Raw genomic sequence first — 13726 nt, 5'->3', positions numbered from 1 at the left:
CAACCGGCTAATGCGGCTGGCGAGGGAAATTGCCCGCCACAACCGCCTCTACCATGACCAGGACGCGCCGGAGATCTCCGATGCGGAATATGACGCGCTGATCCGCGAGAATGCCGAGCTCGAGGCGCGATTCCCCCAGCTCGTTCGTCCGGATTCGCCATCGAAGGCTGTCGGCGCCGCGCCCACATCCAGTCTCGCCAAGGTCGCGCATGCCCGGCCGATGCTCAGCCTGGAGAATGCCTTTTCCGAGGAGGAAGTCCGCGAGTTTGTCGCGCGCGTCCGGCGTTTCCTCAATTTGCCGGACAGTGAACCGGTGGCGATGACCGCCGAGCCAAAGATCGACGGCCTCTCCTGCTCATTGAGATACGAGTATGGCGTGCTGGTCCTTGCAGCCACTCGCGGCGACGGCACCGTCGGTGAGGACGTCACCGCCAATGTCCGCACCATTCGCGACATTCCGCAGGGCATTGCCGGCGCTCCGGATGTCCTGGAGGTGCGCGGTGAAGTCTACATGTCGAAGGACGACTTCGCCGCCCTGAACGAACGGCAAGAAGCCGCGGGGGCGAAGGTCTTCGCCAATCCTCGCAACGCCGCCGCCGGTTCTCTCAGGCAGAAGGATCCCGCGGTGACGGCGTCTCGCCCGCTGCGCTTCTTCGCCCATGGCTGGGGCGAGGTCAGCGAGCCGTTGGCGACGGTTCAAATCCTCGCCATGCGCGCAATCGAGGGGTTCGGGATTCCCGTCAGCGAGCTCCTGAAACGCTGCGAAACCATTGAGGAGGCGCTCGCTCACTACCGCACCATTGAGCATGAGCGGGCTGAGCTGCCGTACGACATCGATGGCGTCGTCTATAAGGTCAGCCGGCTCGACTGGCAGGAGCGGCTTGGACAGGTGGCGCGGGCGCCGCGCTGGGGCCTGGCGCACAAGTTCCCGGCTGAAAAGGCCGAGACGACTCTGGAGCGGATTGAAATCCAGGTTGGGCGGACTGGGAAGCTCACTCCCGTCGGTCGCCTGACCCCGGTGGGGGTCGGCGGCGTGATCGTCCAGAATGTCACGCTGCACAACCGCGACGAAATTGCGCGGCTGGGCCTGCGCGAAGGCGATCGGGTTCGCATCCAGCGGGCCGGTGACGTCATCCCGCAGGTCGTCGAGAACCTCACCCGCGACGAGCGGCGTAAGCCGTACGCCTTTCCTGACCATTGTCCCGAGTGCCATTCGGAAGCCGTCGCCGAGGAAGGCGAAGTCGATGTCCGTTGCACTGGGGGCCTGATCTGCCCCGCCCAGCGCATCGAGCGCCTGCGCCATTTCGTCTCGCGCGGGGCGATGGACATCGACGGGCTTGGGGAGAAGAGCCTCGTCGAGTTTGTCGAGCTTGGGTGGCTGAAGGGGCCGGCGGATATTTTCCGGCTGAAGGGACGACGCGGTGAGCTGATCGGCCGCGAGGGCTGGCAGGAAAAATCGGTCGACAATTTGCTTGCCGCCATTGACGCGCGGGTCGGCTTCGACCCGGCGCGTTTCCTCTTCGGACTTGGCATCCGCCACGTCGGCGCGGTGACCGCCAAAGACCTGATGAAGTGCTTCGGCACGATCGAAGAGCTGGAGCGGGTGGCTCGAAGCGAAAACGCCATTGCCGAGTTGTCGGCTGTTGAAGGCGTCGGCGGGGTCGTCGCGGAAGCGGTTGTCGACTTTTTCCATGAGCCGCACAATCGTGAGGAGCTCGCCGACCTGCTGGCGTTGGCCAGGCCCGCGGCCTTCGTCTCGACCGCGCGCGAGACGGAATGGACCGGCAAGACCATCGTCTTCACCGGTAGCCTGGAGACGATGAGCCGCGATGAGGCCAAGGCCCAGGCCGAGCGGCTGGGGGCACGGGCGGCAGGCTCGGTATCGGCCAAGACTGACCTGGTCGTCGCCGGCCCGGGCGCAGGGTCCAAGCTCAAAAAGGCCGAAGAACTGGGCATCCGAGTCATCGGTGAAGCGGAGTGGGCGGAAATCGTCGCCGCTGCCTAGGCAGCCTGTAGAACCAATACGGTCCACTCGCCGGGGCCTCGCTCGACGAGCGTCGCCCCTTGCGATTCATAAGCCGCGATGACGGCGTCCGCCTGCGTATCGAGCAGCCCGGCGAGAATGATCGTCCCGCCCGGCGCGGTTGCCTTGGCGAAGGCCGGTGCCAGCTCGATCAGCGGCCCGGCGAGGATGTTGGCGATCAGCAGGTCGAAGGGCGCGCGGGCGGCCAGCATCGGTGAGTCCATGCCGTCGGCGACCGCCAGCAGCAGTTCCCCCGCCTGCATCCCGAGCTTCACGCCATTGATGGCGGCATTGTCGCGGCTGACGTCGACCGCGATCGGATCGATATCCGTGGCGATCGCCTTGGCGTCCGGCCAGAGCGCCAAACCGGCAAAAGCGAGGAGGCCGGTGCCGGTGCCGATGTCGGCGATGTTCGAGAAGCTGGCGCCGCTTCGTTCCAGACGGTCCAAAGCGGCCAGGCAACCGGCGGTGGTCGCATGCTGGCCAGTGCCAAAGGCCAGGCCGGCGTCGATTTCGAAGCAGAGGGCGCTTTCTGGACGCTCTTTGTAGTGGGGCGGAGTATGGACGAAGAAGCGTCCCGCGCGGATCGGCTCCAGACCCGCCTGGCTGACGGTTACCCAGTCGGTCGTTTCGTCGAGCCGCTCGAGGACCGGGTCGCCCTCGTCGGCGAGGGTTTCGAGGACCTTGAGTTCGTTCCAGCCGGGCTGCTCGTCGAAATAGGCATGCAGCCGCCACAGGTCCGGCCTCGCCGGGTCGGGTTCTTCGGCGACGATCACCGGAGGATTGTCGAGGTCCGGAAAGAGATCCCCGGAATCGGGCAACGCCTCGGCCTCCGCCTTGGTGCAGTCGAGGCTGACTCGCCAGCTCATGGCGTTTTTTCCTTCGCGAGCCGTTCATCGAGCGCCGCGCGGCCCTTGTCCGCATAGGCCTTGCAGGCGCCGGAATCGATCAGCGGAGCTTTGCCGTCGAGACGGTCGATGAAATTGCTGGCTCCCGGATGCGGCGTGATCAGCAAATCGCAATCGAGGCGGCCGATCTCGCCGAGGCTGCGGCGGAAGCGGAGGACGTAGCCGCGATGGTCGCTGAAGCGGTAATCGTCGCGCGACACCGCCGTCACGCTGTCGGCATAGACGATCCTGACGCAGCGCTTGTCCTCGCAGGATCGCCACGACCAGGTCGTGCCGCCCGGCGCGTGGCCCGGGGTCATGTGGGCGGTCAGGTGCAGCGGCCCTTCATCGACGACGAGGCCGTCCCAAAGGATCATGCCGACGTCCGAACCTGGATAAGGGGGAAGGAGGCCCGACTGCGGGTCCGACTTGTCGAGCTCGCCGGTCTCAAAGGGATTATAGGCGCGGGCAGCGGCCATGACGGTCGCGCCGGTCAGTTTCTGCAGCGCGGCGATGCCGCCGACATGGTCGACATGTTCGTGGCTGCCGCCGATCAGTTTGACGTCCGACAGCTTGAACCCGAGCCGCTCGATGTTGGCGGCGACGGCCGGCGCGGACTCCGCGGGACCGGCGTCGAGCAGGATGTGCCCCTTCGGCGAGGTAATCAGCAACGCCGTGATCGTGCAGGTGCCAACGTCATAGACATTGCCGAAGACGTGAAGCGGCGGCGCGGGATCGCTCCAGGCTTCCTTGCCGTCACAGGCCGTGTGCCACTCGGGCATGCTCGCGGGACCCGAGGCGGCCAGCGCGGCGGCGGCGAGGCTAACGAACATAGCTGGCTCCATTGAGATCAATCACCGAGCCGGTCGAAGCGGCGGGCGCCTCGGTCGCGAGCCAGCGAATGGCCTCGGCGACTTCGGTGGTGCTGGTGACTCGGCCGAGCGGGATGTCGGCGAGGATCGATGCGCCGCCGCGCCCGCTCAGATATTCCTCGGTCATCTCCGAAACGGTAAATCCGGGCGCGACGCAGAAGGCGAGGACGCCATCGGCCGCATAGGCGCGAGCGATGGTCTTGGTCATGCCGACCATGCCCGATTTTGAGGCGGCATAGTGCCAGTGCCTGGGGCTGTCGCCGCGAAAGGCGGCGCGGCTGGCGACATTGACGATGCGGCCGCCGCCATTCGCCTTGAAATGCTGGACGGCGAAGCGACAGAGGTCGGCGGAAGCCGTCAAATTGACGGTTAGAGTGCGGGTCCAGCCGGCCTGCCACTCGGCGTCAGAGGCGTCGTCCTCAATGGCTTCGAAGATGCCGGCATTGTTGACCAGCACGTCGATGCGGCCGAGCCGGGCGAGGGCCTCGTCCCAGATCTTCCGGGGCGCGCCTGGTTCGGCAAGGTCGCCGGCAACCAAATCCTCGCTGCCCTGCGTGCAGTGGCCGACAACCTGGTGGCCCTTTGATCGCAGCAGTTCATAGGTGGCGGCACCGATGCCGCGGCTCGCGCCGGTGAGCAGGATGTTCATTTGCCCCGACTAGCGCGGGGCGGGGTCCTCAGGCAACGCGGCTGGCGAAGTCCTTCGCGGCGGCGCGGAAGTCGACCATCTGCTTGCCGAATTCGCCGAAGCCCTGCTCGACGCTGTCGATGTCCTTGGCGACATTCTCCGTATCGCTGCGGATCGCGGCGATGGTGGAGCTCATCGAGTCGGCAGCCAAAGCCGTTTCATCGACGGCAGCGGTGATCATCGTCACTGTCTGGGCCTGCAATTCCATCGCCTCGCGGATACGGTTGGCGGAAGCCTCGACCTCCTCGACCGTGCCCATGATCGAGCCATTGGCCTCGACCGTTTCGCGGGTGGCGGCGGTGATGGCCGTAATCTTGTTGGTGATGTCGTCGGTGGCGCGGGCCGTCTGGGCAGCCAGCGTCTTCACTTCCTGTGCGACGACCGCGAAGCCGCGGCCGGCGTCACCGGCGCGGGCGGCTTCGATTGTGGCGTTCAGCGCGAGGAGGTTGGTCTGGCCGGCGATGTCGCGGATCAGGCCGAGGATCGATTCGATCGCTTCCACGTGCGAGCTCAGGGCTTGGGAAACCTTCACTGCGGCTTCGGCCTGGTCGCCGGCGCGAGTGGCGACACCGGCGGCGACTTCCACTTCCGAACGGGCGTCCTCGATGGCGCGAATGAGGCCAGCCGCCGTCTGCGCGGCTTCGCGCATGGCGGTCGCGGACTGCTCGGCGGCGGCGGCGACTTCGCTGGTCTTGCCGAGCATGCCGCGAGCGGCGGCAGCGGTGGCGCCAGTGCGCTGGATCAGGGCTTCGGACTGGCTGACGCCCTTGCCGACGAGGTCTGTAACCTTGCGCTCGAACATCTTGGTTTGCTCGCCGCGAGCCTCGGCGGCATCGTCGGCCTCGAGCAATGCGACCTGGGCCAGGATGATGTCCGTCTCATAGGTAGTCAGCCGCTGGAAGGAGAGCGTGTTTTCAAGCAGCCTGTCGGGCTCGGCTGCGAAGCGCTCGAACATCCGCGCCGTGATCTTGCCGACGAGTTTGTCACGCTCGGCGATGTAGGCCGGGACCGATGTCTTCTCGCTGAAAATGCGGCGGCCATATTCGGCGATTTCCTGCACCCAGTCGGCATCGACTTTCGACGTGTAATGCTTGCGGACGCGCTCGGCGGCCTGCTCGCCGAACTGGTCGCGGACCTCGGCTTCGATGAGGTCTCCGGAATCATCCCAGAGCGCGCGGATGTCACGCTCCAGCTTGCCGCCGGCATTGTAGGCGTCGAGACGGTTCTGCACTTGGGTATCCGTCAATGGCTGCAAGGCGGTCATGGGAAAATATCCCTCGGGTTGCTCCTACGCGGCGAACTTCGAAACGAACTCGCTGGTCGCCGACCGGAAGTCGGAGATCTGCTCGGAAAAGCGGCCGAAGCCCTGTTCGACATTGTCGATGTCCTTGGCGACATTCTCCGTATCGCTGCGGATGGCGGCGATGGTCGAGGACATGGAATCCGCGGCAAGCGCGGTTTCGTCGACGGCTGCGGTGATCATGGTAACGGTCTGGGCCTGGAGCTCCATGGCCTCGCGGATGCGGTTGGCGGAAGCTTCGACCTCCTCGACCGTCGCCTGGATCGAGCCGTTTGCTTCGACGGTCTGCTTGGTCGCGGCGGTGATGGCGCTGATCTTGGCGGTGATGTCGTCGGTGGCGCGGGCAGTCTGCGACGCGAGGCTCTTCACCTCCTGGGCGACGACCGCGAAGCCGCGGCCGGCATCACCGGCGCGGGCAGCCTCGATGGTCGCGTTCAGGGCAAGGAGGTTGGTCTGGCCGGCGATATCGCGGATCAGGCCGAGGATCGATTCGATGGCTTCGACGTGCGAGCTGAGGGCCTGACTAACCTTCACGGCAGCCTCGGCCTGGTCGCCGGCGCGAGTGGCGACGCCGGCGGCGACTTCCACTTCGGAACGGGCGTCTTCAATGGCGCGAATGAGGCCGGCCGCGGTCTGCGCGGCTTCACGCATGGCGGTCGCCGACTGCTCCGCGGCGGCGGCGACTTCGCTGGTCTTGCCGAGCATGCCGCGAGCCGCGCTCGACGTGGTCGATGCCTGCGAGCGCAGCTGCTCGCTCTCCGCGGTGCAGCGCTGGACGACGCCCACCACCTTCTGGTTGAAATTATTGGCGTGGCTAGCCTGGCGGGCGTCGGCTTCCGCGCGGGTGAAAGCAACGGCGTGATGCACGAAGACATCGATTTCCAGCATCTGGACGTCACTGAGCGTCCGGCAGCAATTGACCAGTTCCGGGCCTTCTTCGACCGCGGCACGGAGGGCAGCGAAGGCCGCGTCCGTTTGGGCGGCAAGGCCGGCAAGCAAGGTCGACAGCGTGACGTTCTTGGCCAGCGCGTTTTCGACGAAGCCGCGCGCCGTCTCGACCCATTGCGGGCTGGCGATGCGCTCGAACTTGTCGCGGAGGTAAGGGAGGATGTCGCTTACAAGCTCATTGACCTTGGCATCCGAAATCGGACTCATCACCTCGTCCGAGCGGCGATAACGGAGCCAGAAGGCACGAGCCATTTCAGCGTCGGCGGAGGCGACGACACGCCAGAGGTTGGCGGCCCGCTCCGGAAGGGGGCCGTCCTCCTCATACAGGCGCACACCACGCGCCAGATCGTAACTCGAATTGCCACGCACGCTCGCCATTCTCACAATCCTCGAAAGCCAATTGCCGTCTCTAGCGGGCGGCTATGAGGGGCGAATGGTTAAGACCGGGTTAGGGAGGGGCGCGAAACTTGCGCCGCCGACAAGTGCCTCCTAAGCGGTCAGCGCCATTCCATCGGGAGCATCCAAGCGCATGAGCCGCAATTCGGACCGGCCGTTATCGCCACATCTTCAAGTCTGGCGCTGGGGGCCGGGCATGACCGTCTCCATCCTTCACCGTATCACGGGCAGCGGGCTCGCGGTGGTCGGCCTCGCCGTGCTGACCTGGTGGCTGTGGGCGATCGCTGCGGGCGGTGACGCCTATGCGACCTTCACCACTCACGCGACGCGCTGGTACGGGCTGGTCGTACTGATCGGCCTGACCTGGGCCTTCTGGCAGCATCTGCTCAGCGGCATCCGGCATCTGGTCATGGACATCGGCGCCGGGTTCGAGCTCAAGACCAACCGGTTTTTCGCGGTGCTAACCATTGTCGGCGGCCTTTTCCTGACGGCCTTGACCGTGTTCCTGATTTTGGGAGTGAATCAATGAGCGCGCAGGAAAGTTCGACCCCGCTCGGCCAGGTTCGCGGCCTCGGCTCCTCGCATCATGGCGGCGGCCACTGGCTTCGCGAGCGGCTGACCAGTGCGGCGCTGCTGCTGCTCGGCATCTGGCTGATCGTCTCGCTCGTCCTGCTGCCGTCGCTCGACCGGGCGACGCTGGCCGAGTGGTTGAAGTCTGCCAGCGGTTTCGTGCCGATGTTCCTGTTCGTCGTCACCGCCTTCGTCCACGCCATCGATGGCCTGAAGGTCGTCGTCGATGATTACGTCCACGACGCCGGCAACAACCTCGCGCTCAACGGCCTGATCCTGTTCGCCGGCATCGGCGGCGGTGCCTGGGCCCTGTTCAGCCTGCTGAAAATCGCCTTCGGAGCCGCAGCATGACGAGCAGCGCCTACAAGGTCATCGACCATGTCTATGACGTCGTCGTCGTTGGAGCCGGCGGCGCCGGCCTGCGCGCGACGATGGGCGCGGCCGAGAAGGGCCTGAAGACCGCCTGCGTTACCAAGGTCTTCCCGACCCGCAGCCACACCGTCGCCGCCCAGGGTGGCATCGCCGCCTCGCTCGGCAACATGGGCCCCGACCATTGGCAGTGGCACATGTACGATACCGTCAAGGGCAGCGACTGGCTCGGCGACCAGGACGCGATTGAATATCTCGTCCGTGAGGCGCCCGCCGCCGTCTACGAACTTGAACATGCCGGCATGCCGTTCAGCCGGACCGACGAAGGCAAGATCTACCAGCGCGCCTTTGGCGGCATGACCCAGAATATGGGCGAGGGCCCGGCCGCACAGCGCACCTGCGCCGCCGCCGACCGCACGGGCCATGCCATGCTGCACACGCTCTATCAGCAGAGCCTGAAATACGACGCTGACTTCTTCATCGAATATTTCGCCCTCGACCTGATCATGGAAGGCGGCGCGTGCCGCGGCCTCGTCGCCCTGTGCCTCGACGACGGCTCGATCCACCGCTTCCGCGCCCAGTCGGTCGTGCTTGCGACCGGCGGCTATGGTCGCACCTATTTCTCCGCGACATCCGCGCACACCTGCACCGGTGACGGCAACGCCATGGTGCTCCGCGCCGGGCTGCCTTTGCAGGACATGGAGTTCGTCCAATTCCACCCGACCGGAATTTACGGCGCCGGCGTGCTGATCACCGAAGGCGCGCGCGGCGAGGGAGGGTATCTCACGAACAGCGAGGGCGAGCGCTTCATGGAGCGCTATGCGCCGAGCGCGAAGGACCTCGCCAGCCGCGATGTGGTCTCACGCTCGATGGCAATGGAAATTCGCGAAGGCCGCGGCGTCGGCGAGCACAAGGATCACATCTTCCTCCATCTCGACCACATCGACCCGAAGATCCTGGCCGAGCGCCTTCCGGGCATCACCGAGACCGCGAAGATCTTCGCCGGCGTCGACCTGACCCGCCAGCCGATCCCGGTGACGCCGACCGTCCACTACAACATGGGTGGCATCCCGACGAACTATCACGGCGAAGTCGTCACGCTGAAGGACGGCAATCCCGACGCCGTCGTCCCCGGCCTGTTCGCGGTCGGCGAGGCGGCTTGCGTCTCGGTTCATGGCGCCAACCGCCTCGGCTCGAACAGCCTCATCGACCTGGTCGTCTTCGGACGCGCAGCCGGTCACCGGCTGGGCGAAATCCTGCAGGCGAACGGCAAGCAGCCCGAGTTGCCGAAGGACAGCGCCGATCTGTCGTTGTCGCGGCTCGACAAGTTCCGCCATGCCGAAGGGGGCACCCCCACCGCCGAAATCCGGCTGGAGATGCAGCGAGTGATGCAGGCCGATTGCGCGGTCTTCCGCACCGAACGCACGCTGGACGAGGGCCAGGCGAAGATCGACGCCGTTTACAAGAGGATGGCGGACGTTCGCGTCACCGATCGCAGCCTCATCTGGAACACCGACCTGGTCGAGACGCTGGAGCTCGACAACCTCCTTAGCCAGGCGGTTGTCACCATGCATTGCGCCGCCAATCGCAAGGAAAGCCGCGGCGCGCACATGCATGAGGATTACCCCAAGCGCGATGACAAGAACTGGATGAAGCACACCATCGCCTGGTTCGACGGCTGGGGCGGCAACGGAGGCGGCGTGAAGATCGATTACCGACCGGTCCACGAATATACGCTGACCAGCGACGTCGATTACATCAAGCCCAAGGCCCGGGTGTACTGAGCCTCCGTTAGGCGAAAATCCTGACGCCTCTGCCGACCGCCGCTTTCCGATGCTGCGCACCGCCCTAGCCTGCGAGCGGCAGGGCAAAGGGGGCGCCGGTGCGCAGGCTTTTGATCATCGCGGCAGGGTTGCTGACGGCGGCTTCGGTGCCGGTCGACTATCACCTCGTGTCAGGACAGGTGACGCCCGGCAAGGGACCGGACGGCAACAGCATCTTCCTCGACACGAAGGACGGGCTGATCCTGATCGATACCGGGCGGCATCCCGAACATCGCGACCGCCTGCTGGCTTATGCGAAGGAGCGCGGGCGGGCGATCATCGCCATCTTCAACACGCACTGGCACCTCGATCACACGACGGGCAATGCCGAAATCCGCGCCGCTTATCCGCGGGCACGTGTCTATGCGACGGATGCCATCGACGGTGCGATCACGGACTTCTTTCCGAAGAGCCGCAAGGGCGCCGAGGAGTATCTGAAATCTGGCAAAGTGCCGCCGGCGATGCAGGCGGAGCTCCAGCGCGGCTTTTATGTGATGGATCACCCCGACACGTTGCGACCGACTGATGTCGTCAAGGAATCTCGGAGCCTCACAATCGGCGGTCGCAGGCTCGACGTCCATGTTGCGCATTTTGCGGCAACCGAGGCGGACTTGTGGCTTTACGATCCCAAGGCGAGGCTGGCCATTGTCGGTGACCTCGTCGTCGGCCTTGTGCCCTTCATGGACACGGCCTGCCCGGACGGCTGGCGTAAGGCGATAGACGAGGTGGCGGCGACCCGGTTCGAGACTCTGATTCCCGGTCACGGCGAACCCATGGATCGCGCGCGTTTCTTGCAATGGAAGTCCGCCTACGGGAACTTCGTTGACTGCGGGCATTCGACAAAACCGGTCGCGGAATGCTTCGCCGGATGGTTGAAGGACGCGGCGCCCTTCATCGACGATGCGCATCGCGACTATGCGAGCCAAGCGGCGGAATATTATGTGACGACCCGCCTGCGTTCGTCACCCGAAGAGCAGCAGCATTATTGCAAGCCGCTCAACCGCTGAGCGCTCAATTCAGCAATTGCTCACCCTCCGCTCATGACCCCTTGCCGGTCAGGCCGGCAATGTGCAGCCATGACAAGCAAGGGGATGGAGCATGATCAAATCGGGCGGTGAGCGGTCACCGGGTTTCAAATTGCTGATGGCGATACTCATTGCCGCGGCGCTGGCGATTCCGACCTTCATGGTCTGGGCGCTGGTCTATGACCGCCAGAACCAGTCGGAGCAGGCCCAAGCCTCGATCACCGAAGGCTGGGGCGGCCCACAGGCGATGGCCGGGCCGGTACTGGTCATCCCCTATCGCGCCACCGCCACGGACACGGTCGTCCAGGCAGGGAAGAGCACGACGGTGGCACGCGACGTGGTGCGGGAGTTGACCCTCGCTCCCGAAACCGTCGAGCTCAAGACCGACATACAGTCGCAGCACCGGAAGCGCTCGATTTACGAGGCGGTGATTTACAATGCGAAGATGGAAGGCCGAGCGCGATTCGTGCTGCCGCCCGACCTAGCCCGTTTCGGAATTAGCTTGCCCGACCTCAAGTTCGACCGCGCCGAACTGCGCTTCTCGCTCAGCGATCCGCGCGGCCTCGGCGCCAATCCCAAGGTCCTTGCACAAGGCACGCCGCTGCGGCTCCAACCCGGCGGCGGCAGCAGCGGCGGGCGCGGCTTTTTCGCATTCATCGACGCGGCATCGCTGGCCAGTGGCGGCAATATCGCGGTCAATTATGCCTATGAGGTGCGCGGCAACGGCGCCCTCAGCCTGGCCCCGCAGGCCGGGGACACCAAATGGGCGGTGACCTCCAACTGGCCGAGCCCGAGCTTCGGAGGGTCGTTCATTCCCGGCAACCGCAGTGTCACCGGCAAGGGTTTCACCGCCAGCTATGACATTGGCAACCTGGCGCTTGGCCGCTCGCTGATCTCGACCGCCGACGCGGGCGCGGTCGCGGATACGCCCGCCCCGACCATGAAGCCGGCGCCGGTGGTCATGCAGGATGCCGGCCAGGCGCAGTCTGCCCAGATCAGCCTGATCCAGACCGTCGACCTCTATTCGCAGGTCAACAGGTCGGTGAAATACGGTTTCCTGTTCATCGGCTTCACGTTTCTCGCGCTGCTATTGTTCGATGTCATCGGCGGCGTTCGCGTATCGGCGGTGGAATATTTGCTGATGGGCGCGGCGCTGGTGCTGTTCTTCGTCCTGTTGCTGGCCTTCGCCGAGGTCATCGGCTTCACGCCTGCTTATGTGCTGGCGTCGGCGGCAATCGCCGGTCTCAACACGGCCTATTCGGCAGCGGTGCTGAAGAGCTGGCGTCGCGCGACGTTTATCGGCGGGCTGCTGATCGGCCTTTATGCGGTCCTCTACATCCTGCTCAGCCTCGAGGCCTTCTCGTTGCTGATCGGTTCGCTGCTGCTCTTCGCGGCGCTGGCCGGCGTCATGTACGCCACCCGCCACATCGATTGGGGCGGACGCCGCGAGGAGGTGACGGCCTGAGCCGCTTGGGCTTTGGGATATGGTCGGCTAAGGCCAGCCGCCTATGACTGCTGACCATATCCCTCCCAAGCGTATCTTCCCTGAAGCCAAGGTCGACGCACAGGCCGCCAAGCATGTGCCGTCCAGCCCGCAAACAGAGAGCGCGGCCTACAAGCTCGCGTACCAGGACACGGACTTCCTGTTGAGGCAGGACCTGAGGCCGGTGCGCTTCCAGCTCGAGCTGCTGAAGCCCGAGTTGCTGATGAACGAAGCCAATATCGGCTCGACCTTCGTCTTCTACGGATCCGCCCGCATCCCGGAACCAGCCAAGGCCGATGCTTTGCTCGCCGGCGCGCAGACAGATTATCAGCGCAAGGTCGCCGAGCGGCTGAAGGCCAAGTCGCATTATTACGACATCGCGAGGCAACTCGCCCGCCATGCCAGCCGCTGCGATTGCGATGAGGAAGGCAAGAAGCATTTTGTCGTCTGCTCGGGCGGCGGCCCGTCGGTCATGGAAGCCGCCAACCGCGGCGCCCAGGATGAGGGCAAGGAGTCGATCGGGCTCAACATCGTCCTGCCGCACGAGCAGCTGCCCAATAGCTATGTCACGCCGGATCTCAGCTTCCAGTTCCACTATTTCGCGCTGAGGAAGATGCACTTCCTGCTGCGCGCGCGGGCGGTAGCGGTGTTCCCTGGCGGCTTCGGCACATTCGACGAATTCTTCGAGCTGCTAACGCTCATCCAGACCGGCAAGGTCCGGCCGCTGCCGATCCTGCTGTTCGGCAAGGATTTCTGGACCCGGGTTATCGATTTCGAGGCGCTGGCCGAGGAAGGCGTGATCTCGCCGGGAGACGTCGACCTGTTCCACTGGTGCGAGGATGCCGACGAAGCCTGGAAGTTCGTCCGCGACTATTACGAAAACGACTAACAGCTGCCGCTGCGGCGGGCTTCCTCGTAAAATTTGATGAATTTATCCGGTGCGGTCGAGGCGATCTCGTCATGGATGTGATCGAGCGGCAGGTCTTCGGCGCGTCGGAAGTGTATGCAGCTCTTGCCCATGTCGAGTTTTTTGCCGGCTTCGGCTGCTGCTGCCTTAAGGCGCTCGGTTCGCTCCTTCGAGGCGTAGACGCAGGTTAGATAGAGCGAATTGTAGTTCTTGTGCGCGCCCAGCCCTGCGTACAGCAAAGGCTGCTTGTTGTATGTGTCGGGATGCACTTCGAGCGGAACGACCCAGCCAATCAATCCCCAGGCCATGCCTTCGCGATATCCGGCGGGCAGCGCAGCGTTAACCAGGTCACGTACCTTCTCGATTTCTGCCCGGCGGTCGGCCGGTAGCTCAGCGAGATAGTCGGCGACGGTGGCGGCTTTGCTGCTCACCACC

At 64.9% G+C, this 13726-nt stretch carries 13 protein-coding genes; 7 read left to right on the top strand and 6 right to left on the bottom strand.

What is annotated here, in order from left to right:
* Positions 1-10 precede the first annotated feature (10 nt).
* On the top strand, positions 11-2005 hold the full coding sequence (gene ligA / locus LZ536_RS06280) for an NAD-dependent DNA ligase LigA (protein ID WP_249848571.1): 1995 nt from the start codon (positions 11-13) through the stop codon (positions 2003-2005).
* On the opposite strand, the gene LZ536_RS06275 is transcribed toward ligA, so the two are convergent.
* Genes LZ536_RS06275 through LZ536_RS06255 form a run of 5 tightly spaced genes read right to left on the bottom strand, consistent with a single transcriptional unit; the run spans position 2002 to position 7096 of the window.
* Positions 2002-2892, bottom strand: coding sequence for a 50S ribosomal protein L11 methyltransferase (locus LZ536_RS06275; RefSeq protein ID WP_249847465.1), 891 nt, complete (start codon positions 2890-2892; stop codon positions 2002-2004). The genes ligA and LZ536_RS06275 overlap by 4 nt on opposite strands.
* Complete coding sequence (bla, locus tag LZ536_RS06270; RefSeq protein ID WP_249847463.1) at positions 2889-3743, bottom strand: subclass B3 metallo-beta-lactamase; 855 nt, start codon at positions 3741-3743, stop codon at positions 2889-2891. The genes LZ536_RS06275 and bla overlap by 4 nt, the downstream gene beginning before the upstream one ends.
* Complete coding sequence (locus LZ536_RS06265) at positions 3733-4431, bottom strand: SDR family NAD(P)-dependent oxidoreductase (protein ID WP_249847457.1); 699 nt, start codon at positions 4429-4431, stop codon at positions 3733-3735. Before LZ536_RS06265 ends, bla begins: the two co-directional genes overlap by 11 nt.
* A gap of 28 nt (positions 4432-4459) precedes the next feature.
* Complete coding sequence (locus LZ536_RS06260; protein ID WP_249847455.1) at positions 4460-5734, bottom strand: methyl-accepting chemotaxis protein; 1275 nt, start codon at positions 5732-5734, stop codon at positions 4460-4462.
* A 24-nt stretch (positions 5735-5758) separates the two neighbouring features.
* Positions 5759-7096 carry a methyl-accepting chemotaxis protein gene (locus tag LZ536_RS06255; protein WP_249847451.1) on the bottom strand — a complete coding sequence of 446 codons (1338 nt, stop codon included), beginning with the start codon at positions 7094-7096 and terminating at the stop codon, positions 5759-5761.
* A 151-nt stretch (positions 7097-7247) separates the two neighbouring features.
* Here LZ536_RS06255 and sdhC point away from each other — a divergent pair, with 151 nt between their 5' ends.
* The 6 genes from sdhC (at position 7248) to LZ536_RS06225 (ending at position 13273) form a co-directional block, all read left to right on the top strand.
* On the top strand, positions 7248-7643 hold the full coding sequence (gene sdhC, locus LZ536_RS06250) for a succinate dehydrogenase, cytochrome b556 subunit (RefSeq protein WP_249847449.1): 396 nt from the start codon (positions 7248-7250) through the stop codon (positions 7641-7643).
* Positions 7640-8035, top strand: a complete 396-nt coding sequence (gene sdhD, locus LZ536_RS06245; RefSeq protein ID WP_249847448.1) for a succinate dehydrogenase, hydrophobic membrane anchor protein — start codon at positions 7640-7642, stop codon at positions 8033-8035. The genes sdhC and sdhD overlap by 4 nt, the downstream gene beginning before the upstream one ends.
* A complete protein-coding gene (sdhA, locus tag LZ536_RS06240) occupies positions 8032-9837 on the top strand; it encodes a succinate dehydrogenase flavoprotein subunit (RefSeq protein WP_249847446.1) in 1806 nt (601 codons plus the stop codon). Before sdhD ends, sdhA begins: the two co-directional genes overlap by 4 nt.
* 98 nt (positions 9838-9935) lie before the next feature.
* Entirely contained in the window at positions 9936-10883 is a 948-nt protein-coding gene (locus tag LZ536_RS06235) for an MBL fold metallo-hydrolase (protein ID WP_249847444.1), read from the top strand.
* A gap of 91 nt (positions 10884-10974) precedes the next feature.
* Complete coding sequence (gene creD, locus LZ536_RS06230; protein ID WP_249847442.1) at positions 10975-12366, top strand: cell envelope integrity protein CreD; 1392 nt, start codon at positions 10975-10977, stop codon at positions 12364-12366.
* 43 nt (positions 12367-12409) lie between these two features.
* Positions 12410-13273 carry an LOG family protein gene (locus LZ536_RS06225; RefSeq protein WP_249847440.1) on the top strand — a complete coding sequence of 288 codons (864 nt, stop codon included), beginning with the start codon at positions 12410-12412 and terminating at the stop codon, positions 13271-13273.
* On the opposite strand, the gene LZ536_RS06220 is transcribed toward LZ536_RS06225, so the two are convergent.
* The gene (locus LZ536_RS06220; protein ID WP_249847438.1) at positions 13270-13725 is read right to left on the bottom strand and encodes a DUF1801 domain-containing protein; all 456 of its coding nucleotides are present in this window, start codon (positions 13723-13725) and stop codon (positions 13270-13272) included. The genes LZ536_RS06225 and LZ536_RS06220 overlap by 4 nt on opposite strands.
* Position 13726 lies beyond the last annotated feature (1 nt).

It is taken from the genome of Sphingomonas alba (assembly GCF_023516555.1).
Lineage (GTDB): Bacteria > Pseudomonadota > Alphaproteobacteria > Sphingomonadales > Sphingomonadaceae > Sphingomicrobium > Sphingomicrobium album.
This window is presented reverse-complemented; position numbering and strand designations above follow the sequence as displayed.

What these genes read in the sequence shown, in the direction of transcription:
- ligA (WP_249848571.1), top strand. Translation starts at nt 11, where the DNA reads ATGCGGCTGGCGAGGGAAATTGCCCGCCACAACCGCCTCTACCATGAC.
- LZ536_RS06275 (WP_249847465.1), bottom strand. Translation starts at nt 2,892, where the DNA reads ATGAGCTGGCGAGTCAGCCTCGACTGCACCAAGGCGGAGGCCGAGGCG.
- bla (WP_249847463.1), bottom strand. Translation starts at nt 3,743, where the DNA reads ATGTTCGTTAGCCTCGCCGCCGCCGCGCTGGCCGCCTCGGGTCCCGCG.
- LZ536_RS06265 (WP_249847457.1), bottom strand. Translation starts at nt 4,431, where the DNA reads ATGAACATCCTGCTCACCGGCGCGAGCCGCGGCATCGGTGCCGCCACC.
- LZ536_RS06260 (WP_249847455.1), bottom strand. Translation starts at nt 5,734, where the DNA reads ATGACCGCCTTGCAGCCATTGACGGATACCCAAGTGCAGAACCGTCTC.
- LZ536_RS06255 (WP_249847451.1), bottom strand. Translation starts at nt 7,096, where the DNA reads ATGGCGAGCGTGCGTGGCAATTCGAGTTACGATCTGGCGCGTGGTGTG.
- sdhC (WP_249847449.1), top strand. Translation starts at nt 7,248, where the DNA reads ATGAGCCGCAATTCGGACCGGCCGTTATCGCCACATCTTCAAGTCTGG.
- sdhD (WP_249847448.1), top strand. Translation starts at nt 7,640, where the DNA reads ATGAGCGCGCAGGAAAGTTCGACCCCGCTCGGCCAGGTTCGCGGCCTC.
- sdhA (WP_249847446.1), top strand. Translation starts at nt 8,032, where the DNA reads ATGACGAGCAGCGCCTACAAGGTCATCGACCATGTCTATGACGTCGTC.
- creD (WP_249847442.1), top strand. Translation starts at nt 10,975, where the DNA reads ATGATCAAATCGGGCGGTGAGCGGTCACCGGGTTTCAAATTGCTGATG.
- LZ536_RS06225 (WP_249847440.1), top strand. Translation starts at nt 12,410, where the DNA reads ATGACTGCTGACCATATCCCTCCCAAGCGTATCTTCCCTGAAGCCAAG.